General features: G+C 39.2%; 39 protein-coding genes. All 39 read right to left on the bottom strand.

The annotated features are described in order from the left end of the window. Nucleotides 1-325: 325 nt before the first annotated feature. Complete coding sequence (locus D569_RS25065) at nucleotides 326-3,304, bottom strand: phosphatase PAP2 family protein (RefSeq protein WP_018934246.1); 2,979 nt, start codon at nucleotides 3,302-3,304, stop codon at nucleotides 326-328. A gap of 371 nt (nucleotides 3,305-3,675) precedes the next feature. Continuing rightward, the gene (gene rpsI, locus D569_RS0120150) at nucleotides 3,676-4,068 is read right to left on the bottom strand and encodes a 30S ribosomal protein S9 (RefSeq protein ID WP_018934245.1); all 393 of its coding nucleotides are present in this window, start codon (nucleotides 4,066-4,068) and stop codon (nucleotides 3,676-3,678) included. Nucleotides 4,069-4,088: 20 nt separating this feature from the next. Continuing rightward, nucleotides 4,089-4,526, bottom strand: coding sequence for a 50S ribosomal protein L13 (gene rplM / locus D569_RS0120145; protein WP_018934244.1), 438 nt, complete (start codon nucleotides 4,524-4,526; stop codon nucleotides 4,089-4,091). Nucleotides 4,527-4,849: 323 nt separating this feature from the next. Continuing rightward, nucleotides 4,850-5,602, bottom strand: coding sequence for a tRNA pseudouridine(38-40) synthase TruA (gene truA, locus D569_RS0120140; protein ID WP_018934243.1), 753 nt, complete (start codon nucleotides 5,600-5,602; stop codon nucleotides 4,850-4,852). 13 nt (nucleotides 5,603-5,615) lie between these two features. Continuing rightward, on the bottom strand, nucleotides 5,616-6,413 hold the full coding sequence (locus D569_RS0120135) for an energy-coupling factor transporter transmembrane component T family protein (protein WP_018934242.1): 798 nt from the start codon (nucleotides 6,411-6,413) through the stop codon (nucleotides 5,616-5,618). Next, nucleotides 6,410-7,279 (bottom strand): energy-coupling factor ABC transporter ATP-binding protein, encoded by an 870-nt coding sequence (locus D569_RS0120130; RefSeq protein WP_018934241.1) that lies wholly within the window; start codon nucleotides 7,277-7,279, stop codon nucleotides 6,410-6,412. Before D569_RS0120130 ends, D569_RS0120135 begins: the two co-directional genes overlap by 4 nt. Beyond that, entirely contained in the window at nucleotides 7,255-8,091 is an 837-nt protein-coding gene (locus D569_RS0120125) for an energy-coupling factor transporter ATPase (protein ID WP_018934240.1), read from the bottom strand. Before D569_RS0120125 ends, D569_RS0120130 begins: the two co-directional genes overlap by 25 nt. 239 nt (nucleotides 8,092-8,330) lie before the next feature. Further along, nucleotides 8,331-9,761, bottom strand: a complete 1,431-nt coding sequence (locus tag D569_RS0120120) for a vWA domain-containing protein (protein WP_018934239.1) — start codon at nucleotides 9,759-9,761, stop codon at nucleotides 8,331-8,333. Between the two features lie 331 nt (nucleotides 9,762-10,092). After that, a complete protein-coding gene (gene rplQ, locus D569_RS0120115) occupies nucleotides 10,093-10,446 on the bottom strand; it encodes a 50S ribosomal protein L17 (RefSeq protein ID WP_018934238.1) in 354 nt (117 codons plus the stop codon). Nucleotides 10,447-10,489: 43 nt separating this feature from the next. Continuing rightward, nucleotides 10,490-11,434, bottom strand: a complete 945-nt coding sequence (locus tag D569_RS0120110) for a DNA-directed RNA polymerase subunit alpha (RefSeq protein ID WP_018934237.1) — start codon at nucleotides 11,432-11,434, stop codon at nucleotides 10,490-10,492. A 205-nt stretch (nucleotides 11,435-11,639) separates the two neighbouring features. Continuing rightward, complete coding sequence (rpsK, locus tag D569_RS0120105) at nucleotides 11,640-12,029, bottom strand: 30S ribosomal protein S11 (RefSeq protein WP_018934236.1); 390 nt, start codon at nucleotides 12,027-12,029, stop codon at nucleotides 11,640-11,642. Between the two features lie 23 nt (nucleotides 12,030-12,052). Then, nucleotides 12,053-12,418: a 30S ribosomal protein S13 gene (gene rpsM / locus D569_RS0120100; protein WP_018934235.1), complete on the bottom strand. Its 366-nt coding sequence runs from the start codon at nucleotides 12,416-12,418 to the stop codon at nucleotides 12,053-12,055. Nucleotides 12,419-12,435: 17 nt separating this feature from the next. Then, complete coding sequence (gene rpmJ / locus D569_RS0120095) at nucleotides 12,436-12,549, bottom strand: 50S ribosomal protein L36 (RefSeq protein ID WP_003156543.1); 114 nt, start codon at nucleotides 12,547-12,549, stop codon at nucleotides 12,436-12,438. A gap of 30 nt (nucleotides 12,550-12,579) precedes the next feature. Next, on the bottom strand, nucleotides 12,580-12,798 hold the full coding sequence (gene infA / locus D569_RS0120090) for a translation initiation factor IF-1 (protein WP_018934234.1): 219 nt from the start codon (nucleotides 12,796-12,798) through the stop codon (nucleotides 12,580-12,582). After that, nucleotides 12,776-13,111: a KOW domain-containing RNA-binding protein gene (locus D569_RS0120085; RefSeq protein ID WP_018934233.1), complete on the bottom strand. Its 336-nt coding sequence runs from the start codon at nucleotides 13,109-13,111 to the stop codon at nucleotides 12,776-12,778. The genes infA and D569_RS0120085 overlap by 23 nt, the downstream gene beginning before the upstream one ends. Before the next feature lie 80 nt (nucleotides 13,112-13,191). After that, nucleotides 13,192-13,842, bottom strand: coding sequence for an adenylate kinase (locus D569_RS0120080; RefSeq protein ID WP_018934232.1), 651 nt, complete (start codon nucleotides 13,840-13,842; stop codon nucleotides 13,192-13,194). A gap of 43 nt (nucleotides 13,843-13,885) precedes the next feature. Next, nucleotides 13,886-15,181: a preprotein translocase subunit SecY gene (gene secY, locus D569_RS0120075; protein ID WP_018934231.1), complete on the bottom strand. Its 1,296-nt coding sequence runs from the start codon at nucleotides 15,179-15,181 to the stop codon at nucleotides 13,886-13,888. Next, nucleotides 15,181-15,618: a 50S ribosomal protein L15 gene (rplO, locus tag D569_RS0120070; protein WP_018934230.1), complete on the bottom strand. Its 438-nt coding sequence runs from the start codon at nucleotides 15,616-15,618 to the stop codon at nucleotides 15,181-15,183. Before rplO ends, secY begins: the two co-directional genes overlap by 1 nt. Nucleotides 15,619-15,648: 30 nt before the next feature. After that, complete coding sequence (gene rpmD, locus D569_RS0120065) at nucleotides 15,649-15,831, bottom strand: 50S ribosomal protein L30 (RefSeq protein ID WP_018934229.1); 183 nt, start codon at nucleotides 15,829-15,831, stop codon at nucleotides 15,649-15,651. A 13-nt stretch (nucleotides 15,832-15,844) separates the two neighbouring features. Beyond that, entirely contained in the window at nucleotides 15,845-16,351 is a 507-nt protein-coding gene (rpsE, locus tag D569_RS0120060; protein WP_018934228.1) for a 30S ribosomal protein S5, read from the bottom strand. 18 nt (nucleotides 16,352-16,369) lie between these two features. Then, nucleotides 16,370-16,732, bottom strand: coding sequence for a 50S ribosomal protein L18 (gene rplR / locus D569_RS0120055; RefSeq protein ID WP_018934227.1), 363 nt, complete (start codon nucleotides 16,730-16,732; stop codon nucleotides 16,370-16,372). 32 nt (nucleotides 16,733-16,764) lie between these two features. Further along, a complete protein-coding gene (rplF, locus tag D569_RS0120050; protein ID WP_018934226.1) occupies nucleotides 16,765-17,301 on the bottom strand; it encodes a 50S ribosomal protein L6 in 537 nt (178 codons plus the stop codon). Between the two features lie 31 nt (nucleotides 17,302-17,332). Then, the gene (gene rpsH, locus D569_RS0120045) at nucleotides 17,333-17,731 is read right to left on the bottom strand and encodes a 30S ribosomal protein S8 (RefSeq protein ID WP_018934225.1); all 399 of its coding nucleotides are present in this window, start codon (nucleotides 17,729-17,731) and stop codon (nucleotides 17,333-17,335) included. Between the two features lie 30 nt (nucleotides 17,732-17,761). Next, complete coding sequence (gene rpsN, locus D569_RS0120040) at nucleotides 17,762-17,947, bottom strand: 30S ribosomal protein S14 (RefSeq protein ID WP_018934224.1); 186 nt, start codon at nucleotides 17,945-17,947, stop codon at nucleotides 17,762-17,764. A gap of 29 nt (nucleotides 17,948-17,976) precedes the next feature. Continuing rightward, nucleotides 17,977-18,516 (bottom strand): 50S ribosomal protein L5, encoded by a 540-nt coding sequence (gene rplE, locus D569_RS0120035; protein ID WP_018934223.1) that lies wholly within the window; start codon nucleotides 18,514-18,516, stop codon nucleotides 17,977-17,979. A 27-nt stretch (nucleotides 18,517-18,543) separates the two neighbouring features. Further along, a complete protein-coding gene (gene rplX, locus D569_RS0120030; RefSeq protein WP_018934222.1) occupies nucleotides 18,544-18,855 on the bottom strand; it encodes a 50S ribosomal protein L24 in 312 nt (103 codons plus the stop codon). Nucleotides 18,856-18,894: 39 nt separating this feature from the next. Continuing rightward, nucleotides 18,895-19,263, bottom strand: a complete 369-nt coding sequence (gene rplN / locus D569_RS0120025) for a 50S ribosomal protein L14 (RefSeq protein WP_018934221.1) — start codon at nucleotides 19,261-19,263, stop codon at nucleotides 18,895-18,897. 43 nt (nucleotides 19,264-19,306) lie between these two features. Beyond that, on the bottom strand, nucleotides 19,307-19,570 hold the full coding sequence (rpsQ, locus tag D569_RS0120020) for a 30S ribosomal protein S17 (RefSeq protein ID WP_018934220.1): 264 nt from the start codon (nucleotides 19,568-19,570) through the stop codon (nucleotides 19,307-19,309). A gap of 22 nt (nucleotides 19,571-19,592) precedes the next feature. Then, complete coding sequence (rpmC, locus tag D569_RS0120015; protein WP_018934219.1) at nucleotides 19,593-19,793, bottom strand: 50S ribosomal protein L29; 201 nt, start codon at nucleotides 19,791-19,793, stop codon at nucleotides 19,593-19,595. Continuing rightward, nucleotides 19,783-20,217, bottom strand: coding sequence for a 50S ribosomal protein L16 (gene rplP / locus D569_RS0120010; RefSeq protein WP_018934218.1), 435 nt, complete (start codon nucleotides 20,215-20,217; stop codon nucleotides 19,783-19,785). Before rplP ends, rpmC begins: the two co-directional genes overlap by 11 nt. Nucleotides 20,218-20,235: 18 nt before the next feature. Beyond that, a complete protein-coding gene (rpsC, locus tag D569_RS0120005) occupies nucleotides 20,236-20,877 on the bottom strand; it encodes a 30S ribosomal protein S3 (protein WP_018934217.1) in 642 nt (213 codons plus the stop codon). A 3-nt stretch (nucleotides 20,878-20,880) separates the two neighbouring features. After that, nucleotides 20,881-21,222, bottom strand: coding sequence for a 50S ribosomal protein L22 (gene rplV, locus D569_RS0120000; protein ID WP_018934216.1), 342 nt, complete (start codon nucleotides 21,220-21,222; stop codon nucleotides 20,881-20,883). 19 nt (nucleotides 21,223-21,241) lie between these two features. Next, a complete protein-coding gene (rpsS, locus tag D569_RS0119995) occupies nucleotides 21,242-21,520 on the bottom strand; it encodes a 30S ribosomal protein S19 (RefSeq protein ID WP_018934215.1) in 279 nt (92 codons plus the stop codon). 57 nt (nucleotides 21,521-21,577) lie between these two features. Next, nucleotides 21,578-22,408 carry a 50S ribosomal protein L2 gene (gene rplB, locus D569_RS0119990; RefSeq protein WP_018934214.1) on the bottom strand — a complete coding sequence of 277 codons (831 nt, stop codon included), beginning with the start codon at nucleotides 22,406-22,408 and terminating at the stop codon, nucleotides 21,578-21,580. Between the two features lie 26 nt (nucleotides 22,409-22,434). Beyond that, nucleotides 22,435-22,725, bottom strand: coding sequence for a 50S ribosomal protein L23 (gene rplW, locus D569_RS0119985; RefSeq protein ID WP_018934213.1), 291 nt, complete (start codon nucleotides 22,723-22,725; stop codon nucleotides 22,435-22,437). Beyond that, a complete protein-coding gene (gene rplD / locus D569_RS0119980) occupies nucleotides 22,725-23,348 on the bottom strand; it encodes a 50S ribosomal protein L4 (RefSeq protein WP_018934212.1) in 624 nt (207 codons plus the stop codon). The genes rplW and rplD overlap by 1 nt, the downstream gene beginning before the upstream one ends. A 25-nt stretch (nucleotides 23,349-23,373) precedes the next feature. Beyond that, nucleotides 23,374-24,006 (bottom strand): 50S ribosomal protein L3, encoded by a 633-nt coding sequence (gene rplC, locus D569_RS0119975; RefSeq protein ID WP_018934211.1) that lies wholly within the window; start codon nucleotides 24,004-24,006, stop codon nucleotides 23,374-23,376. A gap of 31 nt (nucleotides 24,007-24,037) precedes the next feature. Continuing rightward, nucleotides 24,038-24,346, bottom strand: a complete 309-nt coding sequence (gene rpsJ, locus D569_RS0119970) for a 30S ribosomal protein S10 (RefSeq protein ID WP_018934210.1) — start codon at nucleotides 24,344-24,346, stop codon at nucleotides 24,038-24,040. An 807-nt stretch (nucleotides 24,347-25,153) separates the two neighbouring features. Then, entirely contained in the window at nucleotides 25,154-26,344 is a 1,191-nt protein-coding gene (gene tuf / locus D569_RS0119965) for an elongation factor Tu (RefSeq protein WP_018934209.1), read from the bottom strand. Nucleotides 26,345-26,420 lie beyond the last annotated feature (76 nt).

The following is a 26,420-nucleotide window of genomic DNA, read 5'->3' as shown; positions in this document are numbered from 1 at the left end:
CTGTTTAATGAGTTATGATTTTCTCATTTTTACCATCCATTTCATTTAGAGCATCTACTCATTGCAATAGACATGCTATGAGAAAAGGGCTGCATTCTCTTTAGGATTTTTCTGTATTACCTATATATTTCTTGCAAAATTTAAACAAATCTATATATGAAAAGTCCCCAACGATAGGCGGCTGGGGACTTCGTAAAACATAGTTTAAAATGATATTACTTAAACCAAAATGATAGAGCTAATTGAATACCATACTAAGTATTATTTTATTTCTGACCATCACTCATACATTCTGGTTTTTTCATATATTTCTCCACATAAATGATTAAGCTTTTCTTCTTCTCATGAAGAGGAAGAACACGCCACTTAAGAAGAGTAAAAACCCTGCTAATAAGTACTGATAGATCGTAGTGGCGGTTTCCGGTAGTTTTTGTCCGTCGTCCATAACAGACTGTTGTTCCATTGCTTCCTGTTCAAAAACAGTATAGGTACTGAAGTGATCGGTTTGTGCTGACACGTTTCCATCTTGCCATTCTCCGCCGATTGCTTCCCATTCCTCAAGTTCTGGATTCCAATAGAATAGTTGCACCTGATCTTTATCATTTACTTTGTCACTATCAACAGAAAAAGTCAGTGTCACTTTTTCATCGAAGGTATCCAATCGTTTTTCGCCTTGTTTGATTTCAAAATCATAGACCACACTCAATGCTTGATCCATGTCAGCTAAACGCTCTAACTGGATTGTTACAGCCTCGGATCCATTAGTGAAATTGGAGGCAGCTAGTTGCAAGCTAACATTTTTCAACTGAATGATGATCGTTATACGATGCTCCTTCAACCATTTTATTTGATCAGAAGTGAATGCTAGGTTAACAGAATCATTATGATCTCGTAAATCTATCCGTAATTCACCTTGTTTAGCTAGCTGATAGAGCGAATCTGTTTCGATCGACGCCTCGCCATCGGCAACATCAGGTGTTAAAGTAAGACTGGCTTGTTTCTCTGAATCCTTTAAGTCCTCAGAATCTTTTGGATCTTCTGGCTCTTCAGGGTCTTTTGGACCTTCTGGATCTTTAGGATCCACAGGATCTTCAGGATCTGGTGTACCTGGATTAGAACTATCGATTGCTTTGATATCTGCAACGACACTATTATGGTTATAAGTGACAGTTACCTCGTAATCATCTGCAGTTATATTATCGAATTTACCTTCCACCTTATCGGCAGTCATTAAAGTAATATTTGCTTGCTTGTCTATTTCATAATGAGAAAAATCCAGATTCAAATCCCCACCATCAAGGTATAACAGTCCATCTACATTTAGTTGAGTTTCATCATTATCCATTGCAATATCAAGGTTTCCAGCTTCCATTGTTAAGTTACCACTTACATTCAAAGCTTCATCTACATTAACTAACACTGTACCATCTTCCACATAAAGATCGCCTTGACCAAAAGCAGTCTCAGAAGTAGCTTCTAACGTTCCTCCTTGTAGCAATGTGCCTCCTGAATAACTATTATTTCCTGTTAATGTAAGTGTTCCTGTCCCTTGCTTGGTAAGCATACCACTGCCAGATATATCATTTCTCCACCAATCATGGGCATTAAATCTTCCTTTTGATGCATCCATATTCACTGTTACATTGCTTAAAAAGGCACCATATCCATCAGATGCTGTTACCAAATCAAGTCTTCCCCAACCATTTGATTCGTCTATTACAGGGTAGCCTGATTCAATTTCTGTAGTATACAATACTTCCCGACGTTGTTTATCGGTCAAATAAGGCTGACGAGTTTCCAATAAAACTTCAGCCCCTTTAGGTACTACAGGGGCTAAACCTTTTGTGCCTGTTTGAGGTAATCCGTATGTAAGTTTTTCCCGATAGAATGCCTTATTTGCTTCATGATCTTCCCACTTTTCTTCATCGTACGCACTTTCAAACGTATAATCCTCTGTTACCGTATGTGCAAATTCGTACAAGCTCATTTCTTTTGATGCAGCTAATTCACCGAATACTTCTCCAGCATTTTGATAAGCCTTATCCAATACCTCTTGGTTTTCTGAAAGATTGTATGCATAGGCAGTCATTGCTGTAGCTTGTATTCTTGCTCCTATAACATCAAGCGGAGAGTGCATACCAGTCACTATTCTATTTTCTCCCATTTGAGCTGCTCTTGTTAAAAATTCAGCATATCTTTCTGGTGTTGCATAGGCAAACCCGAATGTTGATAAATATGCTGCACTCGTATGTCCACTTGGAAAAGCTCCGTCTTTACCTCTCCCGTCTTCCGCTTTTCTTTTTACATATTCTAATGCAGGAATTACTTCCACATTCGTTTCATATTGCTGGTAATGTCGTTCTCCCGTTTCTTTCTTACCGCCTGAAGGTAATTCTTCTACTGTACTTTCACCACTGCCGATTGTGTCCCAAACAGGTAAACCGTTCTCATCAACGACTTCTTTCACTTCTCCTTTTGAATTCAGTCTATATGGTCTTGGAGAAGAAAAAAAGTATTTAGAAGGACTCGACGAAGAAGGATTCCTAAATCTAATTAAATGAACTAAATCCATCGCATCTTCTAGTGCTGATTCCTCCCATTGCCCCATCCCTTGGGCTTGATCTTCAACAGTCGCTTCTTCCAATACTTTATCCATGTCCTCTGCTGATCTGACAACACTTGTGATCGGGTTAACGATCTCTACGTAGGCATTAGCTAAAGGCCCATAAGCATCCATCATACTATATACCTTATCTCTTTGATCATCATAATAGGCCGCTAACGCCTCTTCATTCGTTCTATTTTTAGTAACCTCTTCTACATATTTTATATTAGCTTCCCAAGTCTCTGGATCTCTAATTTCTTCGTTAGCATATGTCTTCTTATCTGCTACTACCTTTGTCTTATCATTTTTATATCCATCAAAATAAACGGTAGGGCCGTCACCATATTTTGCAACTTCACCATTTGCACCTGGACTAGTTAACGCTGTTCCGTCTCTCCAATCTGGTTGATTCATAGACCATACTTGATCAAAACCGTCTAAAATATTGATAAAAGGATTAGTTCCAGCTATATTCTTTAAGATAGGATCGTTAGCATTTCCGCCATTATCTACTGCTGGTAAAGGTTGCTCGACTTCAGGTGCACCTGTATTTATTTCTTCAGTATTCCCTTGTGGCTTTGCAGGTTTTGAATGCTCCTTTTCAGCATATTGACTAGCCGCCTGAACAGGAGGCTCAAAAGATGAAATAGTTAGCACTGCAAGTAGTAGTAGTATCGATATTTTTTTCATGAATTTCATACCTATTTTCATTTCTCCTTTTCTGCTGCAGATTTTTAAATCACTTAACCACACTACTTCCACTCTAAGGTCTGTATGTTAAATGAATGTAGGGAAAATGTTAAAATTATGTAATTTTATGTAGAAGAGAAGAGACTTATTACGAAAATAAACGGGTTGGGGGAACTTTTCTTTTACAAATCTTTCGGATAGCTCTTTAAAACGCCAAAATGAGTTATACAACTACTACCATAAAAAATGGAAGAAAGCGATGGAACAGCCATGTGACCGATGAAGCGAAGGAGAAAACAGGCGAGTTGTTTCAGAAATACATAAAAAACCCTCTCTGCTCCATTAGAGCAAAGAGGGTAAACCCTTGTATATAAGGTTTCTTAACGTTTTGAGAACTGTGGTGCACGACGAGCTTTTTTAAGTCCGTATTTTTTACGTTCTTTAGCACGCGCGTCACGAGTTAAGAATCCAGCACGTTTAAGTGTTGTGCGGTATTCTGGGTCAGCTTCTAATAATGCACGAGCAACGCCATGACGGATTGCACCAGCTTGACCAGTGTATCCTCCACCATCAACGTTTACTAATACATCATAGCTACCTTCAGTTTCAGTAGATGCTAATGGTTGCTTAATGATTGTACGTAGTGTTTCATATGGGAAGTAATCTTCCGCATCACGATTATTTACAACGATACGTCCAGTACCTGGAACTAAACGTACACGTGCAGTTGAAGTTTTACGGCGTCCGGTACCGTAATATTGTACTTGTGCCACTATTCGTTACCTCCTTTTAATTATCCGCGAAGTTTGTAAACTTCTGGTTGTTGAGCTTCATGCTTATGTTCTGCTCCACGATAAACATGTAATTTTTTACCCATTTGACGGCCTAATTTACCTTTTGGTAGCATCCCTTTAATGGTTAGTTCTAACATTTGTTCAGGGTATTTTTCACGCATTTCGTTAGCAGTACGTGTTTTTAAACCACCTGGGTGATTAGAGTGACGGTGATATAACTTATCGCTAAGTTTTTTACCTGTAAGTTCGATTTTTTCCGCGTTGATAATGATCACATGATCACCAGTGTCAACATGCGGTGTATATGTTGGTTTGTGCTTACCGCGAAGGATTGTAGCAATTTCACTTGCTAAACGACCTAACGTTTGACCTTCTGCGTCGACAACAAACCATTTGCGTTCGATATTATTTTCATTTGCCATGAAAGTTGTGCGCATGATCGGTTACCTCCTAAATCAATGTTTCTAAAGTCTTTTTTAATTTGTCTAGCTCCGAGCGCCCAAAAACTAGTGCCTAACACTTGCGCTCTGTATGATAAGTCATCATCAGCTCCTTCGTCGCTGTGATTCCTTTATCTCCTACGCTTCAGTACAAGTCATACGTTTCTGAACGGGCGCTTACGCTTTTCTAGTTCCGAATTTATATTCTAACACGAGTAACTTTCCGGGGCTATTCGTGGTTTAGAAAATAAAATGCCATAGACCATAATATAATATACAACCCCAAATGTCAATAGATAGAACGCAAGGATTCGTTGTTTTTATCCGCTTTTTTTATCATAACTTACTTCCCATAAATACAACCCTTGTGGAGGAGCGGTTTTGCCAGCCTTAGAACGATCTTGGGCAGCGATGATTTCTGAGATTTCCTCTGGCTCTCGTTTACCTAGTCCGATATCAATTAAGGTGCCAACAATAATCCGGACCATATTATATAAAAAGCCAGTCCCTCTCACTCGAACGATGATGTCATTTTCTTCTTGATTGACCGTAATGTCTGTAATCGTCCGGACCTTATCTCCCTTTATATTACTGTTTGCTGCACAGAAAGAAGAAAAGTCATGACTGCCTAGAAAATGTTGACTTGCTTCATACATTGCATCAAGATCAAGTTCGCCTTCTACAAAATGGGTATAATGGCGGCGAAACAAATTTTTCTCCTCGGCATTCAAGATATAATAACGATATTCCTTCTCACTAACATCATACCGAGCATGAAAATCATCCGGAACTTCTGTAATGGATACCACCTCGACATCATCTGGAAGCATGGTATTTAAAGCTCGCAACCAGTTTTCAGATGGGATCTCTAATTCCGTATCAAAGTGAAGCACCTGCCCCACAGCATGAACTCCCTGATCGGTTCTGCCTGATGCCGTTACACGGACGTGATTACCTTTATGCATTTTTGTAAGAACCTTTTCGATTACCCCTTGTACCGTCCGGCCTTTTGGTTGAATCTGATAGCCTGAAAAAGACGTACCATCATATCGAATAATTGCTTTTAACCTCATTTTACTTTTCTCCTTAATTTCGCAGACTGAAAAAGATAATGATAATCAAAACGTAGATAATCATCGCTATAAAATCTAACGACTTAAATTGTAATTGCCTTAGTTTCGTTCGACCTTCACTTCCTCGATAACCTCTTGCTTCCATAGCCATCGCTAACTCCTCAGCACGTTTAAAGGCACTAATAAATAATGGTACTAACAATGGAACTATCGCATAAATACGGTCTTTTATCGATCCTGTCCGTAAGTCCACACCTCGAGACGCTTGCGCCTTAGAGATTTTCTCTGTTTCATCTAGCAATGTCGGAATAAACCGGAGTGAGATGGACATCATAAGTGCTAATTCATGTACCGGTACTTTTATCTTCTTTAATGGTCCCAGAAGCTCCTCGATTGCATCTGTAATTTCCATCGGTGATGTCGTTAACGTTAATAAAGAAGTGACTAACACCAATAAGAAAAAACGCAACGAAATCGTTAACCCTTGCAGAACTCCACCCTCATGTATAGTAAAGCCGACTATTTCTATTAAAACAGACCCTTCCTTTGTAATAATGAGATGAAGGATAAAGGTAAAGAAAATTAAAAACCATACAGGTGTAATACCTTTTAAGATATAACCGATACGTAATCTCGTTAATAGAACTAATATAAGTGCGAATAAAGTTAACCAACCGTAACTCCAACTATTGTTTGCAAAGAAGACGATAATGACAAATGTAAAGATAACGATTAATTTGGTCCTAGGATCTAAGCGATGAATCAAGGAATTACCTGGTACATATTGTCCTATGATCATAAATGACTTCATAATGGCTTGTTCTCCCTTAATTGCTCCATTATTTCTTTAGCTAGTTCATCTGGTTTTTGTCGTTTATAGCAAAGATCAGTACCGAATTTTTGATTGATTTGATTTATTAATGAAAGGATATCAGGTATATCAAGGTTCGCCTCTTCTAGTGATTCCACTTGCGAAAAGATGTGCTCTGGAGATCCTTCCATATGCACACGACCATCTGCAAGTACAAAGATATAATCTGCATACTTTAACGCATGATTCATCTGGTGTGTAACTAAAATGGTAGTCATATGCTTCGTTTTATGCAAATCATAAAACATATTCATCACATCGTGTTGTCCCTTAGGATCAAGACCTGCCGTTGGCTCATCCAATATTAATACTTCTGGATCCATCGCAAGCACCCCAGCAATCGCCACCCTACGCATTTGTCCACCACTTAATTCGAATGGAGATTTCTGTAAAACATCATCTGATAAATGGACTTTTTCTAGCGCACTTGCAATTCTTGCTTGTGTTTCTTCCGCTGGTATTTGAAAGTTTTTTAAGCCAAAACTTATATCACGTTCCACTGTCTCCTCAAACAATTGATGTTCCGGGTATTGAAAAACTACCCCTACTTTTTCCCGTAGTTTCTTCAAATCTTGCCTTTTATTGTCTCTTGAGAGTTGGAAATCCCCTACTTGTACTTGACCTTCAGTAGGAAGAAGTAATCCATTGATATGTTGGAGAAGTGTTGACTTGCCAGAACCTGTATGTCCAACTACTGCTACAAATTCCCCTGTTTTTATTTCCATGTTAATATCTTTTAGTGCTTGATAGGAAAAAGGTGTATTCATTTGATACGTATAACTCACTCTTTCAAATTGGATGTCCATAATGCTTTCAAAAACTCCTCATTATCTAATGGATATGTTGTAAATTGATAATCATATTGCCTCTCTAATTCTATTGCTAACTCGACCGTTAATGGTAATGACAAGCCGATAGACTGTAGCCCTTGATAATCATTGAATAAATGATCTACGGTAGTATCTTTATAAATCTGTCCTTGATTCATGACAATAACCCGATCAGTTAGGATAATCTCATGTAAATCATGGGTGATCATCACCATCGTAATCTCTAATTCTTCCTTCAGATCATGAATGGTCGACAGTATTTCCTTTCTACCTCTTGGGTCTAACATAGAGGTGGCTTCATCTAATAAAAGGATCTCTGGATATGTCGCCATGACACTCGCAATCGCTACCCGCTGCTTCTGTCCACCTGAAAGGTTGTGTGGTTCATGATCTTGATAGTTTTCCATTCCGACTTGGGTTAAAGAAGTATGAATTCGCTTGATCATTTCCTTACGAGGTATACCTCGGTTTTCCAAACCAAAAGCTACATCGTCTCTTACCGTTGTTCCAACAAATTGATTTTCAGGGTTTTGAAACACCATTCCAATGTTCTGTCGTATCTCCCATACGTTAGAAGCGGTCAGCTTTCTGCCATTAATCAGGATATCCCCAGCTTGTGGTACTAGTAAACCATTTGCTAATTTTGCGATCGTCGATTTACCTGATCCGTTATGACCGATAATAGCAACAGTCTCATTTTCTTCTATTTTTAAATTGAACTTTTTTAATACCCATGGGGCATCTTCATTATATCGAAAATAAACATCACGAAATTCTATCGCAGTCATCATTACTTCTCCTTAAAGTCATTATTTCCCGGGTAATATTTATCAACGTCTATTGTATCATAATACACGCTTTATCAAGTTCTACAAAACTTGCTCTGGTTCATTTTTTTGAGATATTCTCTAGTGAAGGAGTTCCGAAAGTGTGGATGTTTATGCCGGCTTCAGTGTATCTCAGATCCTGTTCAATTAGTCTCTAAATAGTTAAAAGGAGCTGACATATGCCAGCTCCTTTTCCTCTATTATGAAGAAGACGCTTCTCTTAATTCGCGCATTTCCTCAACCCATTCTTCTACTTCTTCTTTAATTTCTTTTGCTTCGGTATCTACTAGTGTTTTCTTTTCATCTCGTATTGTAGCGTTTAAATCTTCAAGCGCTTGTTTACGCTCATCCATGATCTCTTCCAATTGGGTTACTTTTTCTTCTGGTATCCATTCTTCTTCCTCTAACAAACTTACAACAGAGCGAAAACGATGGTCCTCTCGTGAAATAACAGCTGACCAATCACTGCTTATCTCATTAACTTCTTCTTGTTTTCGCATGATCTCCCAAGCAACTGGTGCTAAGTTTACCGGTGCCCAAGCTAATTCTGTCATGGAAGGCAGCCATTCGTATTCAATCGTGGATTGTAATTCCTCACTATTATTGGCGGCGTAGTATTCTCCCTGGCCTGCTTCCGCTACCGCGGTCAACTGTTCCTCTGCCTCCTGATCGACTTGGAAACCGATTATATTCACCGTTCCCTGATCATCGCTATTTTTCACAAAGTTCTCGGCAGCTTTTACCGGGTCTCCATCACAAGTCTCTACTCCATCACTAACAATATAGACGGTAACATTTCCACCTTGTTCAGCACTTAATTCCATAACTTCCTCAATTGCTGCTGCCAACGGTGTCCATCCCTTTGCCTCAACAGATGAAACAGCCTCATGAAACTTCTCACCTTCAAAACTTCCTAAAGGGTAAACCTCTTCGATTCCAGAACAGGATTTTTCTTTACCCGAATCGCTATCATCTCCTTTATGTCCAAAAGCTACTAATGATACGTCACTAGACTCACCAATTGTTTTGGCAAAACTCTCAACCGCATCTTTGGCAATAGCCATTCGTTGTTTGGAATCATCTTCAGCTTCCAGTAACATACTAGAGCTCGCATCCAATAAAATATAAGCGTAATCACTTGCTTCATTTTCCTCGCCTTCCACCGTTTCTGGTCGTGGTAATAATGGTTTTTGATAGTTAGGGTGATAGTCTTCTAATTCAGATAACAATTGGCTATGATATGGAGATCCAGCATAGTAAATCAGCGCCTTTAGGAATGTTTTTGGATCATCGGTCTCTGTTAGATCAGATTGTATCGCATCCTTTAATTCTTCTAGAGAACCCTGATCTAAATCATCAATACCCCATAACACACCCTCTGTTTCTTCTTCATAACTGAGGTCTTCCGTTAATTGCCCTGCTGATAATTGCTTGATAACCTCTGGTTCACTAGAAATAGATATTTCTGAAAGAGTGCTGGAAACCTCGTCACTTTGATCTGTGTTCTCTTCATCTTTATTTACTTGTTCTTTCTTACTTTCTTCTTCCACTTCCTCTGATTGCTTAGCAGCCTCATTACTACATCCAATGGTAATAACGACTAATAATAACAACATTATATACTTTCTCATCTAACTCACTTCCTTAGCCCTTTTATAGACTATAACGTCTAAATGAACAAAAACGTTTCAGACTCCATTAAAATGAGTAAATAGTAACAAAATTGGGATAGAAAAACCAAAGTCTTCTTCTATTCCTAAAGCAGAGAAGATAACTAGTGGAATAGATGTCCACCACCATAATAAAAAGGGTATTGTTGTCACAAATAGCGGAGCAAATGTCCGTCAACTGCTTTCGTACTATATGTAAAGTGCGCGCCATTCTTTTAGAACAACAAAAAAAGGGCTTGGATGCACCTCTTAAAGAGATTTGCTCCTGCCCTTGCCTTGCTTTGCTATGGAATTATACTAACTCGATTACTGCCATTTCAGCTCCGTCACCGCGACGAGGTCCTAATTTAAGCACTCTTGTATATCCACCTTGGCGATCTTCGTAGCGACCTGCAATGTCGTTGAAAAGCTTTTGTACAGCATCTTCGTTTTCGTTCGCTTCAGCATTGTATAAGAAAGATGCAGCTTGACGACGTGCGTGAAGGTCACCGCGCTTACCAAGTGTAATCATTTTGTCAACAACCGAGCGTAGTTCTTTAGCCTTTGCTTCTGTTGTTTCTAAACGTTCATGGATAATAAGATCCGTTGCTAAACCTCGAAGCAAAGCCATACGTTGATCTGTTGTACGTCCTAATTTTCTAGCCATGGAATATCCCTCCTTCGTTCGAAATCTCTAAAAGGTGTCGTGATTAATCTTCGTTTCGTAGTCCGAGACCTAGATCTTCTAATTTATGCTTCACTTCTTCTAGTGATTTACGACCTAAGTTTCGTACCTTCATCATATCTTCTTCTGACTTATGAGCTAATTCCTGTACAGTATTAATTCCTGCTCGTTTCAAGCAGTTATAAGACCTTACAGATAAATCAAGCTCTTCGATTGTCATTTCAAGAACTTTTTCTTTTTGGTCTTCTTCTTTTTCGATCATAATTTCAGCGTTCTTCGCTTCATCTGTTAAACCAACAAAAATATTCATATGTTCCGTGAAGATTTTAGCTCCTAAAGAAACTGCTTCTTCAGGACGAATACTTCCATCTGTTAACACATCAAAAGTAAGCTTATCATAATTGGCATCTTCACCAACACGGGTATTTTCTACTTGATAGGTTACTTTTGAAACTGGAGTGAAGATAGAGTCCACTGGAATAACACCAATCGGACGATCCTCATGGTTATTAGAGTCAGCTGGGCGGTATCCTCGACCGCTTTGAGCTGAAATTTTCATTTTTAAATGGCCATTACTACCAACCGTAGCAATATGAAGATCCGGATTTAAAATTTCGACATCACTATCAAAAATGATATCCGCAGCCGTAACTTTCCCTTCTCCCTGCACATCTACTTCAAGAGTTTTCTCTTCATCTGAATAGATTTTAAGAGCTAGTTTCTTTAAGTTTAAGATAATAGTTGTCACATCTTCGACAACACCTTCAACCGTAGAGAACTCATGTAAGGCTCCATCCATTTGAACAGATGTAACAGCAGCGCCAGGAAGTGAAGATAATAGGATACGACGCAAGGAGTTACCAAGTGTAGTACCATATCCACGCTCTAGTGGTTCTACAACGAATTTGCCATAAGTAGCATCATCACTGATTTCTACTGTTTCTATTTTTGGTTTTTCAATTTCGATCATCTATTAAACCCTCCTCTAAAACGTCGAAACCCCGGTTAGACTCAGGGTCTAACCGAAATTCCCCAGGTAGGCAGTTCCCGTTTCTGCACTATGCAATTGTGATTTTGTGTCTGTCGAAAGCAATGGTGTCATTAATAAACATCAAAAAAACTTTATTAAGCTATCATAAACCATTATAGACAGATTAACAAATAATATACTGTAATTATACTCGACGACGTTTTGGCGGGCGACAACCATTGTGAGGAACTGGTGTTACATCACGAATGGCAGTTACTTCAATACCTGCTGCTTGAAGTGAACGGATTGCTGCTTCACGTCCAGCACCAGGTCCTTTCACTGTAACCTCTAAAGATTTTACACCATGATCCTGAGCCGCTTTTGCTGCAGCTTCAGCAGCCATTTGCGCTGCGAAAGGAGTAGATTTACGAGAACCTTTGAAACCTAACGCTCCTGCGCTGCTCCAGCTAACCGCATTTCCTTGAACATCAGTAATCGTTACGATTGTGTTATTGAATGTAGAACGAATATGTGCAATACCCGTGTCTATATTCTTTTTCACACGACGTTTACGTGTATTTGTTTTACGAGCCATAAGTAAGCAAACCTCCTTTTATCTTATTTCTTTTTGTTAGCCATTGTTTTTCTAGGACCTTTACGAGTACGTGAGTTGTTTTTCGTTTTTTGTCCTCGAACAGGTAAACCACGGCGATGACGTACACCACGATAGGAACCAATTTCAATTAGACGCTTAATGTTTAAAGATACTTCACGACGAAGATCACCTTCTACAGTATAGCTGTCAATTGTTTGACGAATTTGACCTAATTCTTCTTCTGTTAAATCACGAACACGAGTGTCCTCGTTAACACCAGCTTCTTCCAATACTTTCTTAGCAGTTGTTTTTCCAATACCGTAAATATAGGTTAAAGCAATCACTACGCGCTTATCACGCGGAACATCTACACCAGCAATACGTGCCATAGAGTGATTACACCTCCTTATCCTTGTTTTTGTTTATGCTTAGGGTTTTCGCAAATTACCATTACTTTACCTTTACGACGAATAACCTTGCATTTTTCACAAATTGGCTTTACAGATGGTCTTACCTTCATCTTCCATACCTCCTCTTGTGTCGGAGCATTTTATTTATAACGGTACGTAATACGACCTCTTGTTAAATCATATGGAGAAAGTTCAACCGTTACTTTGTCACCAGGTAAAATTCGAATAAAGTGCATTCTGATTTTACCAGAGACATGTGCTAACACGGTGTGACCATTCTCTAATTCTACTTTAAACATTGCATTCGGTAATGTATCAATTACCGTACCTTCGACTTCAATTGCATCGTCTTTCGCCATCGAGTTGATCTCCCTTCTTCAAATCTGTCTCCATTTCTTCGACAAATTTATTAATAGCATAACGCAATTTACCATTGGTTACGCGCCCTGTTTCGAGAAGGCTTCTTTGAACTTCAGGAGATATAAAGCTTGTGTACGCAACATGATGAACATTCTTCTTCTTTGGTCGATCATATTTGCGTTTATCTCCATCTGCCAACAACACAAAACGACTGTCTACTTTTCCAATTACAATTGCAAACTGACCTGCTTCGCGTCCCTGTAGGATTTGAACAACCTGACCTAATTCCGGATAACTCTCCGTCTCGCTCAACCATCATCACCTTCATTTAGGTTTTACGTTATACCTATTTTCATTGTTAGTAACATTATACCAACTTTGGCGACATTTAATTAGGAAATTGTTTTTAATTTCTCATCAATATCGCTGAACACTTCATCAATTTCTTGAGATCCGTTAATTGTCACTAAGTCACCTTTATTAGAGTAAAAGTCTAACATTGGTTGTGTTTGTTCAATATTAACCTCTAAACGATTTCTAACTGTACTAGGTTGATCATCTTCACGTTGGATAAGTTTTGCACCATCTTTATCACATACCCCTTCAACCTTAGGAGGATTGAAGATTACATGATAAGCAGTACCACATTCTGGACAAATTCGACGACCAGTAAGGCGTTCAATTAATTCATCCTTCTCAACATCAACGTGTAAAACATAATCAATCGAGCGATTCATGCTAGAAAGTAGTTCATCCAATGCTTCAGCTTGTGCCAAAGTACGTGGGAAACCATCTAACAAGAAACCTTTTTGACAGTCATCTTTGCTTAATCTTTCTTTTACGATACCAATTGTTACTTCATCTGGAACAAGAGCACCTTCATCCATATAGCTCTTTGCTTTTTGTCCAAGCTCCGTTCCTTCTTTAATAGCCAACCGAAACATATCTCCAGTTGAAATATGAGGGATGTCATACTTTTCTACAATTTTTTCTGCTTGTGTCCCCTTACCAGCACCAGGTAGTCCCATAAGGATTAGATTCAACGATTTTCCCCTCGCTCTCTGTCTAGTCCGTTCTATAAAAACTTTACTTAATAAAACCTTTATAGTTACGTTTTACTAACTGCCCTTCTAATTGCTTCATCGTTTGTAAAGCAACACCAACAACAATTAAAAGTCCTGTTCCACCGATTTGCACGGATTGTGGTAGACCTGCCACATCACCTAATACTAAAGGTAAAACAGCGACAGCAGCTAAGAATAATGATCCAACAAATGTTAGTCGATACATAACACGTGTTAAATAAGTCTCCGTTGTTTTTCCTGGTCTAATACCAGGGATATAGCCACCTTGCTTCTTCAAATTATCTGCCATTTGCTCAGGATTAACTTGAACAAATGTATAGAAATACGTAAATGCGATAATTAGCACAACGTAAATAATCATACCGGTTGGATTTGAATAATCGAAAATATTGGAGATCGTTAGCGCAACTTCATTATTCTCAAAGAACCCTGCGATTGTACGTGGTGCAATGATAAATGAAATTGCAAAAATGACTGGAATTACCCCTGCAGCATTTACTTTCAACGGTAAATGAGTAGAGTGTCCTCCTACTGGTGAACGATTCACTAAACGTTTCGCATATTGTACTGGAATTTTACGTAACGCTTGTTGTATGAAAATAACACCTACTATTACAGCAAGTACAAGCAATACAATCAACAGCACAATGACGATGTTTAGGAAAAGTTCATCTCCTACACCAGATCCAAAGTATTGTGCGTAAATTTGATTAATACCATTTGGAATGGCAGCTACGATACCAGCAAAGATAAGGATAGAGATACCATTACCTACACCATTTGCAGTAATTTGTTCCCCTAACCACATTAAAAATGCAGTACCACTTGTCAATACTAGCGCAATAACTATGAACTTCCCTACACCGGGATCATTAATCAAAAGGCCACCTGACATTGCATTAAAGCCTACTGACATTGCACAAGCTTGAATAAATGCTAACCCAATGGTTGCATAACGAGTAACCTGCGCGAGTTTTTTACGTCCCATTTCCCCTTGTTTTTTCCATTCAGAGAATTTCTGAACGACATCCATTTGCAATAATTGCATAATGATGGATGCCGTGATGTAAGGCATAATCCCCATTGCGAAGATGGAAAAGTTTTGTAATGCTCCACCACCAAATGTATTTAGTAACCCAAAAACATTTTGTTCATTCATAAAGTCAATAGCAGTTCGATCTGTAAATGGAACTGGAATGAAAGTACCAATACGAAATACTACTAACATGAGAAGTGTAAAAATAATCTTTTGTCTAATATCAGCCACACGCACAAAATTGGAGATTGTACGAAACATTAAATCACCTCAGTTTGACCGCCCGCTGCTTCAATTGCATCTTTAGCTGAAGCAGAAAACTTATGAGCTTTTACGGTTAATTTCTTTTCTAACTTGCCGTTTCCAAGAATCTTAACACCAGATTTGACCTTACTAATGGTACCAGTCTCAAGTAAAAGCTCAGGTGTCACTTCGGTACCTTCGTCAAAATTATTCAATGTTTCAAGGTTAACAATTGCGAAATCTTTACGGTTGATGTTTGTAAAACCTCGCTTCGGTAAACGTTGGAATAGTGGCATTTGTCCACCTTCAAATCCTGGACGTACACCTCCGCCAGAACGTGCCTTTTGACCTTTGTGACCACGTCCAGATGTTTTACCATTACCTGATGACATACCGCGACCAACGCGATTGCGTTGTTTCTTCGCTTGTGATGGTTTTAATTCATGAAGTTTCATGCGAGCACCTCCTCTTTACAACAATTTTTATTAAACTTCTTTCACGTCAACTAAATGTGATACTTTGTTAATCATGCCTCGCACGACAGGAGTATCTTCACGGACTACTGACTGATGAATCTTTCTAAGACCTAGTGTTTGAACAGTAGCTTTTTGTACTTCTGATCTACCGATGACACTGCGTTTGAGGGTAATTTCTAATTGATTAGACATTTCGTTTCCCTCCTTATCCTAACAATTCTTCTACAGACTTGCCACGAAGTTTTGCTACTTCTTCAGCACGTTTTAATTCGCTAAGTCCATTGATTGTTGCACGAACCATGTTAATTGGTGTGTTAGAACCTAGTGATTTAGAAAGAATATCACCTACACCAGCTAGTTCTAATACGGCACGTACAGGTCCACCTGCGATAACTCCGGTACCTTCAACAGCTGGTTTCATTAAGATGTTACCAGCTCCGAATTGTCCGTGAATTTCGTGTGGAATCGTAGTACCAACGATCGGTACATTGACTAAGTTTTTCTTTGCATCATCAATTGCTTTTTTAATAGCATCTGGTACCTCTTGTGCTTTACCAGTACCGAATCCTACATGACCATTTTTATCTCCAACTACTACCAATGCAGCAAAACGAAAACGACGTCCACCTTTTACAACTTTTGCTACACGGTTAATTGTTACAACGCGTTCTTCTAAATCTAATTTGTTTGGGTCGATGTTAGTACGCAACATATGTCCCTCCTTTTTTGATTAAAATTCAAGACCTGCTTCACGAGCAGCATCTGCTAGAGATTTAACTCGACCATGATATAAATATCCACCACGATCAAAAACAACATTTGTCAATCCTTTATCGATTGCACGTTTTGCGATAAGCTCGCCAACTTGCTTTGCAGCTTCTGCATTTCCTGTTGCTTCTAAGTTTAACTCATTATCTACCGTAGATGCACTAACTAATGTTACATTGTTAACATCATCAATTAGTTGTGCGTAGATGTGTTTATTTGAACGAAATACGTTTAGACGTGGGCGCTCCTCTGTTCCGAATAGGTTCTTACGGATACGCTGATGTCTTTTTTTACGTACACTATTTTTATCAGGCTTTGTGATCATCTAGGTCACTCCTTTCTGCTTGCTACCTAAACTTACTTAGCAGTTTTACCTTCTTTACGACGTACATATTCACCTTCATAACGGATACCTTTACCTTTATAAGGTTCCGGTGGGCGAATAGCGCGGATGTTTGCTGCAACTGCACCAACTAATTCTTTGTCGATACCTTTTACAACTACTTTTGTATTAGCTGGAACTTCAATGTCGATACCGTCAATTGGTTCCAATTCTACTGGGTGAGAATAACCAGCATTAACAACAAGTTTATTTCCTTGTTTTTGTGCACGGTAACCTACACCTTGAATCTCAAGAGCTTTTTCGAAACCTTTATGGACACCTTCCACCATATTACCGATTAGGCTTCGAGTTGTACCATGTAATGCTTTATGTTGTTTAGAGTCACTTGGACGCTCAACAGTCAATACATTATCCTCAATATTTACTTTCATATCACTGTCGAAAGAACGGCTCAATTCACCTTTTGGTCCTTTAACAGTAATGTTATTTCCATTTACTTTGATTTCCACACCTTCTGGAATCTCTAAAAGTTTTAAACCTATACGAGACATGCTACTACACCTCCTGTCCTCTAAGAATATCTTACCAAATATATGCTAGCACTTCGCCACCGATTGCTTGTGCACGTGCTTCTTTATCAGATAATACCCCTTTTGAAGTAGAAACGATCGCAATACCTAAACCATTCAATACTTTAGGCAGTTCATCTGCTTTTGCATAAACACGTAAACCTGGTTTACTGATTTTCTTTAAACCTGAAATTACACGCTCTTCGTTTGTACCATACTTCAAAAAGATACGAAGGATTCCTTGTTTGTTATCCTCTACATACTCATAGTCACGGATAAAACCTTCACGTTTTAAAATATCTGCAATTTCTTTCTTAAGATTCGACGCTGGGAACTCCAATTTTTCATGGCGAACCATGTTAGCGTTACGAATACGAGTAAGCATATCTGCAATTGGATCTGTCATAACCATTTCTCATTACCTCCTTCCCTAATCGGGGATTTACCAGCTTGCTTTTTTAACACCAGGAATTTGACCTTTATATGCAAGTTCACGGAAACAAATACGGCAAAGCTTGAATTTGCGGATTACAGAGTGTGGACGTCCACAACGTTCACATCTAGTGTATTCTTGCACTTTGAATTTCGCTTTGCGTTGTTGCTTTGCGATCATTGATTTTTTAGCCACTCTTTTCCCTCCTTATTTTAGCTTTTCGCTTATTTTTGGAAAGGCATGCCAAGTTGTGTTAAGAGTTCCGCAGCTTCTTCGTCAGAATCAGCTGTTGTTACGATAACAACGTCCATCCCTCTCACTTTGTTTACTTGGTCATAATTAATTTCTGGGAAAATTAATTGTTCTTTTACACCTAAAGTGTAGTTACCACGGCCATCAAATGCTTTTTTAGAGATACCACGGAAGTCACGTACACGTGGTAGTGATACATCGATAAGCTTTTGAAGGAAGTCATACATACGCTCTCCGCGCAATGTTACCTTCGCACCGATTGGCATTCCTTCACGTAAACGGAAGCCTGCGATTGATTTTTTCGCTTTTGTTACAACAGGTTTTTGACCAGTGATTTGTGCCAATTCTTCTACTGCAGCATCAAGTGCCTTAGAGTTTTGCACGGCATCACCAACACCCATGTTCACAACTATTTTTTCGACCTTTGGTACTTCCATTACGGATTCATAATTAAATTTCTCAACTAATGAAGAAACAATTTCATTATTGTACTTTTCTTTTAAAGTGTTCATCACGTAAACCTCCTTTCATCGCTAAGACTATTTATCTAAAGATTCACCAGATTTTTTAGCGATACGAACTTTCTTTCCATCACGTACTTCATATCCAACTCGAGTTGGTTCGCCAGATTTAGGGTCTACTGGCAATACATTTGATACATGAATCGCTGCTTCTTGATTCAAGATACCACCTTGTGGGTTTTCCTGAGAAGGCTTAGCGTGTTTCTTCACAACATTAACACCTTCTACAAGCACACGATCTTTTTTCGGAAATGCAGCTAAAACAGTACCCTGCTTTCCTTTATCTTTACCTGTAATTACTTGTACTTTATCACCTTTTTTGACATGCATGCTATCCGCACCTCCTTACACGGTTTTTCCGTAACGTGCTTATAATACTTCTGGAGCTAGAGATACGATTTTCATGAATTTCGCATCACGCAATTCACGTGCAACTGGTCCAAAAATACGAGTACCTCTTGGACTTTGGTCATCACGAACGATGACAGCTGCATTCTCATCAAATCGAATATAAGAACCGTCTTTACGTCTTACTCCGCTCTTAGAACGTACGATTACTGCTTTTACGACTTCACCTTTTTTAACAACGCCACCTGGTGTTGCTTGTTTTACCGAGCAAACAATTACATCACCAATGTTCGCTGTTTTGCGACCAGAACCACCTAGTACTTTAATCGCTTGTACTTCACGAGCACCAGAGTTATCTGCTACTTTTAAACGAGATTCTTGTTGGATCATATTCGTGTACCCTCCCTTCGGAACTTATCCGAGCGAACTTAAATTAAATAATTACTGCTTCTTCCACAACTTCAACTAGACGGAAACGTTTTGTCTTAGATTGTGGCTTAGTTTCCATGATGCGTACAACATCGCCAATTTTTGCTTGGTTGTTTTCATCATGTGCTTTGAATTTTTTAGAGTATTTAACACGTTTGCCATATAAAGTGTGAAATTTATATGTCTCAACTAAAACAGTGATTGTCTTATCCATTTTGTCAGATACGACACGTCCAGTGTAGACTTTACGATTACTACGCTCACTCATCTGAGGCTAACCTCCTTTGTTATCAGTTATTTACGCTTAGCTCTCTTTCACGAACAACAGTCTTCATACGTGCAATGGATTTACGTACTTCGCGTAGACGTGCTGTGTTTTCCAACTGACCTGTTGCAAGTTGGAAACGCAAATTGAAAAGCTCTTCTTTTAACGACTTGATCTTTTGTTCAATTTCGGCAGTGGTTAGTTCTCTAATTTCATTAGCCTTCATTGATTTCACCACCAATTTCTTCTCGTTTTACGAATTTCGTTTTGATTGGTAATTTGTGAGATGCAAGACGAAGTGCTTCACGTGCTACCTCTTCCGATACACCCGCAATCTCAAACATTATCTTACCAGGTTTTACTACTGCTACCCATCCTTCAGGAGCACCTTTACCAGAACCCATACGAACCTCTAGAGGCTTAGCTGTATAAGGTTTATCTGGGAAAATTTTAATCCATACTTTACCACCACGTTTCATATAACGAGTCATCGCTATACGAGCTGCTTCGATTTGACGGCTAGTAATCCATGCAGCTTCAACAGCCTGAAGACCGTATTCACCGAATGCTACTGATGTACCGCCTTTCGCTTTACCTTTCATATTACCACGATGTTGCTTACGATGTTTTACACGTTTTGGCATTAACATAATGCTTTGCCCCCTTCCTTAGTTATTGTTTTTGGTTGGAAGGACTTCTCCACGATAAATCCATACTTTAACACCTAGTTTACCGTAAGTTGTGTCTGCTTCTGCAGTACCATAATCGATATCTGCACGCAAAGTATGAAGTGGAACTGTTCCTTCACTATAGCTCTCAGCTCTCGCCATATCTGCACCACCAAGACGACCTGATACTTGTGTACGAATACCTTTCGCACCTGCACGCATAGCGCGTTGGATCGTTTGTTTCTGTGCACGACGGAATGATACACGGTTTTCTAATTGACGAGCGATATTTTCTGCTACTAATTTAGCATCTAAATCAGCTTTTTTCACTTCGACAATGTTAATGTGTACTCTTTTACCAGTTAGTTGGTTTAGTGATTTACGTAGGGCTTCTACCTCAGAACCACCTTTACCAATTACCATACCTGGCTTAGCTGTAGAAATAGAGATATTTACACGGTTTGCTGCTCTTTCGATTTCAACTTTAGATACAGCACCATCTTTTAAACGTCCTTCGATATATTCACGAATTTTAATATCTTCATGTAAAAGGTCTGCGTAATCTTTACCTGCATACCACTTAGATTCCCAATCACGGATAACTCCGACACGAAGACCAGTTGGATTTACTTTTTGACCCACAGATTATCCCTCCTTTTTCTCAGATAAAACCACTGTAATGTGGCTAGTTCGTTTGTTGATTTGTGTTGCACGACCTTGTGCACGTGGGCGGAAACGTTTCAAAGTAACACCTTCATTTACAAACGCTTCTGACACTACTAAATTCTCAGGGTTCATTTCATAATTGTGCTCTGCATTTGCGATCGCAGAGTTTAATAATTTCTCCACAACTGGTGAAGCACCGCGTTGTGTATGTTTTAAAATCGCAATTGCTTCTCCTGCATCTTTGCCTCGGATTAAGTCAATCACTAGGCGGACTTTACGAGGAGCAATACGAACTGATTTTGCAACAGCTTTTGCTTGCATTAGGAGTACCTCCTCTCAATTAACGTTTTGTTTTCTTGTCGTCTCCAGCGTGTCCTCTATACGTACGTGTTGGAGCGAATTCACCTAATTTGTGTCCAACCATATCTTCTGTTACGTATACTGGCACATGTTTGCGACCATCATATACCGCAATCGTATGACCGACAAAGTTAGGGAAAATGGTAGAGCGACGAGACCACGTCTTCACTACTGTTTTTTTGTCATCCTCGTTCAATTTGTCGATCTTTTTCATTAAATGGTCATCTGCGAAAGGTCCTTTTTTTAAGCTACGACCCATGGATAAGCCTCCCTTCGCGATTGTCGGACGGGTATTAATGCCCGTCGTTCAACCCCGTTATTTTTTACGTTTACGTACAATAAATTTATCTGATTGTTTGTTACGCTGACGTGTTTTGTAACCAAGTGTTGGTTTGCCCCAAGGTGACATTGGTGATTTACGTCCGATTGGTGCACGTCCTTCACCACCACCGTGAGGGTGATCGTTAGGGTTCATTACAGAACCACGAACTGTTGGACGCTTGCCTTGCCAACGAGAACGTCCAGCTTTACCTACATTGATTAATTCGTGCTCTAAGTTACCTACTTGACCTACAGTCGCACGACAAGTCGCTAAGACTAAGCGTACTTCCCCTGAAGCTAAACGTACTAATACGTATTTACCTTCACGTCCAAGGATTTGTGCTTGAGCACCAGCAGATCTAGCTAATTGTGCACCGCGACCTGGTTTTAATTCAATGTTATGAATAATTGTACCTACTGGGATATCACCAAGTGGTAAAGCATTACCTAATTTAATATCTGCTTCTGGACCAGATACAATTTCATGACCTACTTGGATACCTTTTGGTGCAATAATATAACGTTTTTCTCCATCTGCATAATGGATTAGTGCGATGTTTGCAGAACGGTTTGGATCGTATTCGATTGTAGCAACTTTGCCTGGTATTCCATCTTTGTCACGTTTGAAATCGATAATACGATACTTACGCTTATGTCCACCGCCTTGATGACGAACTGTTAATTTACCTTGATTATTACGACCACCACGTTTGCTCAATGGTGCAAGTAGTGATTTTTCTGGTTGATCAGTTGTGATTTCAGCAAAATCAGATCCTGTCATACCTCTACGACCATTGGAAGTTGGTTTATACTTTTTAATCGCCATCTGTTTTCCCTCCTTTGTAATTCAAATTATAATGTTTCAAAGAAATCTAATTCTTTACTGTCTTCAGATAACTGAACAATTGCTTTTTTACGGTTAGGGCGATAGCCGCCATAACGTCCCATGCGCTTGAACTTACCTTTTTTGTTTAATGTGTTTACATTTACGACTTTCACACCAAAGATTTCTTCTACTGCATCTTTGATTTGTGTTTTGTTTGCTTCTTTACTTACTTCAAAAGTATATTTCTTTTCTGCCATTAAATCTGCAGAGTGTTCAGTTATGACCGGGCGCTTAATAATATCACGTGCATCTGCCATTATGCAAGCACCTCCCCTGCTTTTTCAGCTGCTTCTTTCGTTAAGATCAGCTTGTCATGCGTAAGCAAGTCTAATACATTCACTTCGCTTACTGATAGTACTTTTACGTTTTGAAGATTATTAGCTGATTTTGCTAATACATCGTCTTTTTCTGCTGTAACGATTAATGCTTTTGCATCAACATTTAATGAAGAAAGCATTGAAACAACTTCTTTTGTTTTTGGTGTTTCGATTGCAATTCCTTCTAATACTACTAAGCTATCTTCCTTCACCTTAGAAGAAAGAGCAGATTTAAGCGCTAATCTACGCACTTTCTTAGGTAATTTGTAGCTATAGCTTCTTGGCGTAGGTCCAAATACAGTTCCACCGCCTACCCATTGTGGTGAGCGAATTGAACCTTGACGTGCACGACCTGTTCCTTTTTGGCGCCATGGTTTACGTCCACCACCACTTACGTCAGAACGGTTTTTCACGGCATGTGTACCTTGACGTAAAGATGCGCGTTGCATTAAAACAGCGTCATGTAGTACATGTTCATTTGGCTCGATTCCGAACACCGCATCGTTGATTTCTACATCACCAACTTGTGATCCACTTTGATTATATAGTGCTACTTTAGGCATGACATATCCTCCCTTCGGTTAATAATTAGTTAGCCTTTATTGCACTCGTAACTTTCACGAATGATTTTTTTGCACCTGGAACGTTACCTTTAATTAATAGAAGGTTACGCTCTGCGTCTACTTTTACTACTTCTAAGTTTTGGATTGTAATTTGCTCTCCACCCATTTGCCCAGGTAGTTTTTTACCTTTAAAAACTCGTGCAGGGTCAGCGGCAGCTCCCATTGAACCTGCTGCTCTGTGGTAGTGAGAACCATGAGTTTCCGGTCCACGTTGTTGGTTGTGGCGCTTGATCGCACCTTGGAAACCTTTCCCTTTAGAAGTACCTGTTACATCAATTTTATCTCCTGCTTCAAAAACCTCTACGTTTATCTCTTGACCTAAATCATATTCATCAAGATTTACGTCACGGATTTCACGAATGAAGCGCTTAGGAGTAGTATTTGCTTTTTCAGCATGTCCTTGCTCTGGTTTGTTAGCGCGATTTTCCTTTTCGTCAGCAAAACCAATTTGGATTGCTTCATAGCCATCATTTTCTTCTGTACGCTTTTGTAGCACAACGTTTGGCTCAGCTTGAACTACTGTTACAGGGATTAATTCGCCCTCTTCAGAGAAAATCTGTGTCATGCCGACTTTGCGACCTAAGATTCCTTTCGTCATCCGTTACACCTCCTAGAATGTTAAATTTATATTATAGTTTAATTTCAATATCTACACCTGACGGTAAATCAAGACGCATTAATGAATCAACCGTTTTTGGTGTTGGACTTACAATGTCAATTAGACGTTTATGTGTGCGCATTTCGAATTGCTCACGAGCGTCTTTGTATTTGTGAGTCGCACGCAAAACTGTGTATACCGATTTTTCCGTTGGTAATGGAATCGGTCCTGAAACTCCTGCACCAGATCTTTTTGCAGTATCTACGATTTTATCTGCAGACTGATCTAAAATACGGTGATCATACGCTTTTAAACGAATTCTAATTTTTTCTTTTGCCATTATTTTCCCTCCTTTTCGCCCATTTAGATAATAGACTTTCTCCGCGAAAATTCCTTGATACACCCGCCATGGCAAAGGGGCCGGGTGTGCCAACAACCTTCCGCATCATCGCCTGTTTTATGACCAACATTGTTTATTATATAGAAAACAGCAGGCAAATGCAACATTATATGCATATTTTTTAAGATTTTTTTAGAATCTAATGCGTAACTATTTTAACACCCAACAATCAATATGAAACCTACACAGATTTCCAACTAAAATGCTACATGCTATACCGATAATAAGGATTATGTTCAGTAGACTTTTATGTTGTAGTAATATTGAAATGTATATTCTGCTTAAAATTCGTTCCGGCTGCCCGCTTCCCTTTCCGTGGGGTTTTCTCTTCAGCTAACTTTTCCAAGCAAAAAATGCTTGGAAAAGTGGATCTTCAGAGAAAACAGTCCCACAGGAGTTGAAGCGGGCGGCCTCCACTACTAGAAGTTCTACATCTCATGTCACAATAAGAATCTTGATTTATTGATCAATATGTACAAAAGACTTCCGTGAAATCATTGTACATAGTATTCATGTATTAACTCTTATAATCTGTGTATAGCGATGTAGCTGAAGCCGTCCCCACGGAAAGCGAAGCAATCGGCCGGAGCGGTAATTAAAATCAATCCTTATTTCAAAATTAATATATAGCAATATAGCAGTTTGCTGAACATAATCCTTACTATATTTAGTAGACAAGGGTGTAAATATCTTTTCAAACTAAAAAGCAGGTAGCGTTTGGCTACCTGCTTTTATATATATCATTGATTACTCAATGATTTCTGCTACGACACCAGCACCTACTGTACGTCCACCTTCACGGATTGAGAATTTAGTTCCATCCTCGATCGCGATTGGAGAGATAAGAGATACTGTCATTTCGATGTTATCGCCAGGCATTACCATTTCCACACCTTCTGGTAACTCGATAACACCAGTTACGTCAGTTGTACGGAAATAGAATTGTGGACGATAGTTTGAGAAGAATGGAGTGTGACGTCCACCTTCGTCTTTAGAAAGTACATAAACTTCCGCTTTAAATTTTGTATGTGGAGTAATAGAACCAGGCTTAGCTAGTACTTGACCACGGTTGATTTCTTCACGTGCAACACCACGAAGTAGTGCACCAATGTTGTCACCAGCTTCTGCATAGTCAAGAAGCTTACGGAACATTTCAACACCAGTGATAGTAGTTTTAGAAGCTTCTTCAGCAAGACCGATGATTTCTACTTCGTCACCTACTTTTACAACACCACGCTCAACACGTCCTGTTGCAACAGTACCACGACCAGTGATAGAGAATACGTCCTCTACTGGCATCATGAATGGTTTCTCAGTATCACGGTCTGGACGAGGAATATAATCATCAACAGCATCCATAAGTTCAAGGATTGCGTTAACGTATTGCTCTTCACCTTCAAGTGCTTGAAGTGCAGAACCTTTGATTACTGGTACATCATCACCAGGGAAATCATATTCGCTTAATAGATCACGTACTTCCATTTCAACTAGTTCTAGAAGTTCTTCGTCATCTACCATATCACATTTGTTTAAGAATACAACGATCGCAGGTACACCTACTTGACGAGAAAGTAAGATGTGCTCACGAGTTTGTGGCATTGGGCCATCCGCTGCAGATACTACAAGGATAGCACCGTCCATTTGTGCAGCACCAGTGATCATGTTTTTAACATAGTCAGCGTGACCTGGGCAGTCAACGTGTGCATAGTGACGGTTATCAGTTTCGTACTCAACGTGTGCTGTTGAGATTGTGATTCCACGTTCTTTTTCTTCTGGAGCACCATCGATTTGGTCATATGCACGAGCTTCCCCGCTACCATATTTGTTGAAAAGAACGTTTGTAATTGCTGCAGTTAAAGTTGTTTTACCATGGTCAACGTGTCCAATTGTACCAATGTTAACGTGGTCTTTGGAACGATCAAATTTTTCTTTAGCCATGTATATTTCCTCCTTTAATTAAGTAAAAAGTTTTTTTATATTTTCATGTATCACGGCTTAGGCATTTGAATGCTTA

Origin of the sequence: Gracilibacillus lacisalsi DSM 19029 (genome assembly GCF_000377765.1) — a bacterium.
In the GTDB taxonomy this organism is placed as follows: Bacteria; Bacillota; Bacilli; order Bacillales; family Amphibacillaceae; genus Gracilibacillus; species Gracilibacillus lacisalsi.
Note: the sequence above shows the minus strand (reverse complement) of the source record. Positions and strands in the feature narration are given on the sequence as shown.

What these genes read in the sequence shown, in the direction of transcription:
- rplP (WP_018934218.1), bottom strand. Translation starts at nt 20,217, where the DNA reads ATGTTAATGCCAAAACGTGTAAAACATCGTAAGCAACATCGTGGTAAT.
- rplC (WP_018934211.1), bottom strand. Translation starts at nt 24,006, where the DNA reads ATGACGAAAGGAATCTTAGGTCGCAAAGTCGGCATGACACAGATTTTC.
- rplV (WP_018934216.1), bottom strand. Translation starts at nt 21,222, where the DNA reads ATGCAAGCAAAAGCTGTTGCAAAATCAGTTCGTATTGCTCCTCGTAAA.
- rplM (WP_018934244.1), bottom strand. Translation starts at nt 4,526, where the DNA reads ATGCGCACAACTTTCATGGCAAATGAAAATAATATCGAACGCAAATGG.
- rplB (WP_018934214.1), bottom strand. Translation starts at nt 22,408, where the DNA reads ATGGCGATTAAAAAGTATAAACCAACTTCCAATGGTCGTAGAGGTATG.
- D569_RS0120110 (WP_018934237.1), bottom strand. Translation starts at nt 11,434, where the DNA reads ATGATCGAAATTGAAAAACCAAAAATAGAAACAGTAGAAATCAGTGAT.
- rplW (WP_018934213.1), bottom strand. Translation starts at nt 22,725, where the DNA reads ATGGCAGATGCACGTGATATTATTAAGCGCCCGGTCATAACTGAACAC.
- D569_RS0120120 (WP_018934239.1), bottom strand. Translation starts at nt 9,761, where the DNA reads ATGAGAAAGTATATAATGTTGTTATTATTAGTCGTTATTACCATTGGA.
- D569_RS0120135 (WP_018934242.1), bottom strand. Translation starts at nt 6,413, where the DNA reads ATGAAGTCATTTATGATCATAGGACAATATGTACCAGGTAATTCCTTG.
- D569_RS25065 (WP_018934246.1), bottom strand. Translation starts at nt 3,304, where the DNA reads ATGAAATTCATGAAAAAAATATCGATACTACTACTACTTGCAGTGCTA.
- rpsJ (WP_018934210.1), bottom strand. Translation starts at nt 24,346, where the DNA reads ATGGCAAAAGAAAAAATTAGAATTCGTTTAAAAGCGTATGATCACCGT.
- rpmC (WP_018934219.1), bottom strand. Translation starts at nt 19,793, where the DNA reads ATGAAGGCTAATGAAATTAGAGAACTAACCACTGCCGAAATTGAACAA.
- rplD (WP_018934212.1), bottom strand. Translation starts at nt 23,348, where the DNA reads ATGCCTAAAGTAGCACTATATAATCAAAGTGGATCACAAGTTGGTGAT.
- rpsK (WP_018934236.1), bottom strand. Translation starts at nt 12,029, where the DNA reads ATGGCTCGTAAAACAAATACACGTAAACGTCGTGTGAAAAAGAATATA.
- rpsQ (WP_018934220.1), bottom strand. Translation starts at nt 19,570, where the DNA reads ATGAGTGAGCGTAGTAATCGTAAAGTCTACACTGGACGTGTCGTATCT.
- rplE (WP_018934223.1), bottom strand. Translation starts at nt 18,516, where the DNA reads ATGAACACTTTAAAAGAAAAGTACAATAATGAAATTGTTTCTTCATTA.
- rpsH (WP_018934225.1), bottom strand. Translation starts at nt 17,731, where the DNA reads ATGGTTATGACAGATCCAATTGCAGATATGCTTACTCGTATTCGTAAC.
- rpmJ (WP_003156543.1), bottom strand. Translation starts at nt 12,549, where the DNA reads ATGAAGGTAAGACCATCTGTAAAGCCAATTTGTGAAAAATGCAAGGTT.
- rpsM (WP_018934235.1), bottom strand. Translation starts at nt 12,418, where the DNA reads ATGGCACGTATTGCTGGTGTAGATGTTCCGCGTGATAAGCGCGTAGTG.
- rplN (WP_018934221.1), bottom strand. Translation starts at nt 19,263, where the DNA reads ATGATCCAACAAGAATCTCGTTTAAAAGTAGCAGATAACTCTGGTGCT.
- secY (WP_018934231.1), bottom strand. Translation starts at nt 15,181, where the DNA reads ATGTTTCGTACAATCTCCAATTTTGTGCGTGTGGCTGATATTAGACAA.
- truA (WP_018934243.1), bottom strand. Translation starts at nt 5,602, where the DNA reads ATGAGGTTAAAAGCAATTATTCGATATGATGGTACGTCTTTTTCAGGC.
- D569_RS0120130 (WP_018934241.1), bottom strand. Translation starts at nt 7,279, where the DNA reads ATGGACATCCAATTTGAAAGAGTGAGTTATACGTATCAAATGAATACA.
- rplQ (WP_018934238.1), bottom strand. Translation starts at nt 10,446, where the DNA reads ATGGCTAGAAAATTAGGACGTACAACAGATCAACGTATGGCTTTGCTT.
- rplO (WP_018934230.1), bottom strand. Translation starts at nt 15,618, where the DNA reads ATGAAACTTCATGAATTAAAACCATCACAAGCGAAGAAACAACGCAAT.
- rpsE (WP_018934228.1), bottom strand. Translation starts at nt 16,351, where the DNA reads ATGTTGCGTACTAACATCGACCCAAACAAATTAGATTTAGAAGAACGC.
- rplX (WP_018934222.1), bottom strand. Translation starts at nt 18,855, where the DNA reads ATGCATGTCAAAAAAGGTGATAAAGTACAAGTAATTACAGGTAAAGAT.
- rpmD (WP_018934229.1), bottom strand. Translation starts at nt 15,831, where the DNA reads ATGTCTAATCAATTAGAAATTACCCTCAAACGCAGTGTCATCGGTAGA.
- tuf (WP_018934209.1), bottom strand. Translation starts at nt 26,344, where the DNA reads ATGGCTAAAGAAAAATTTGATCGTTCCAAAGACCACGTTAACATTGGT.
- rpsS (WP_018934215.1), bottom strand. Translation starts at nt 21,520, where the DNA reads ATGGGTCGTAGCTTAAAAAAAGGACCTTTCGCAGATGACCATTTAATG.
- rplF (WP_018934226.1), bottom strand. Translation starts at nt 17,301, where the DNA reads ATGTCTCGTATAGGTTTAAAACTTTTAGAGATTCCAGAAGGTGTGGAA.
- infA (WP_018934234.1), bottom strand. Translation starts at nt 12,798, where the DNA reads ATGGCGAAAGACGATGCAATTGAAGTCGAAGGTACGGTAATTGATACA.
- rplR (WP_018934227.1), bottom strand. Translation starts at nt 16,732, where the DNA reads ATGATCACAAAGCCTGATAAAAATAGTGTACGTAAAAAAAGACATCAG.
- D569_RS0120125 (WP_018934240.1), bottom strand. Translation starts at nt 8,091, where the DNA reads ATGACTGCGATAGAATTTCGTGATGTTTATTTTCGATATAATGAAGAT.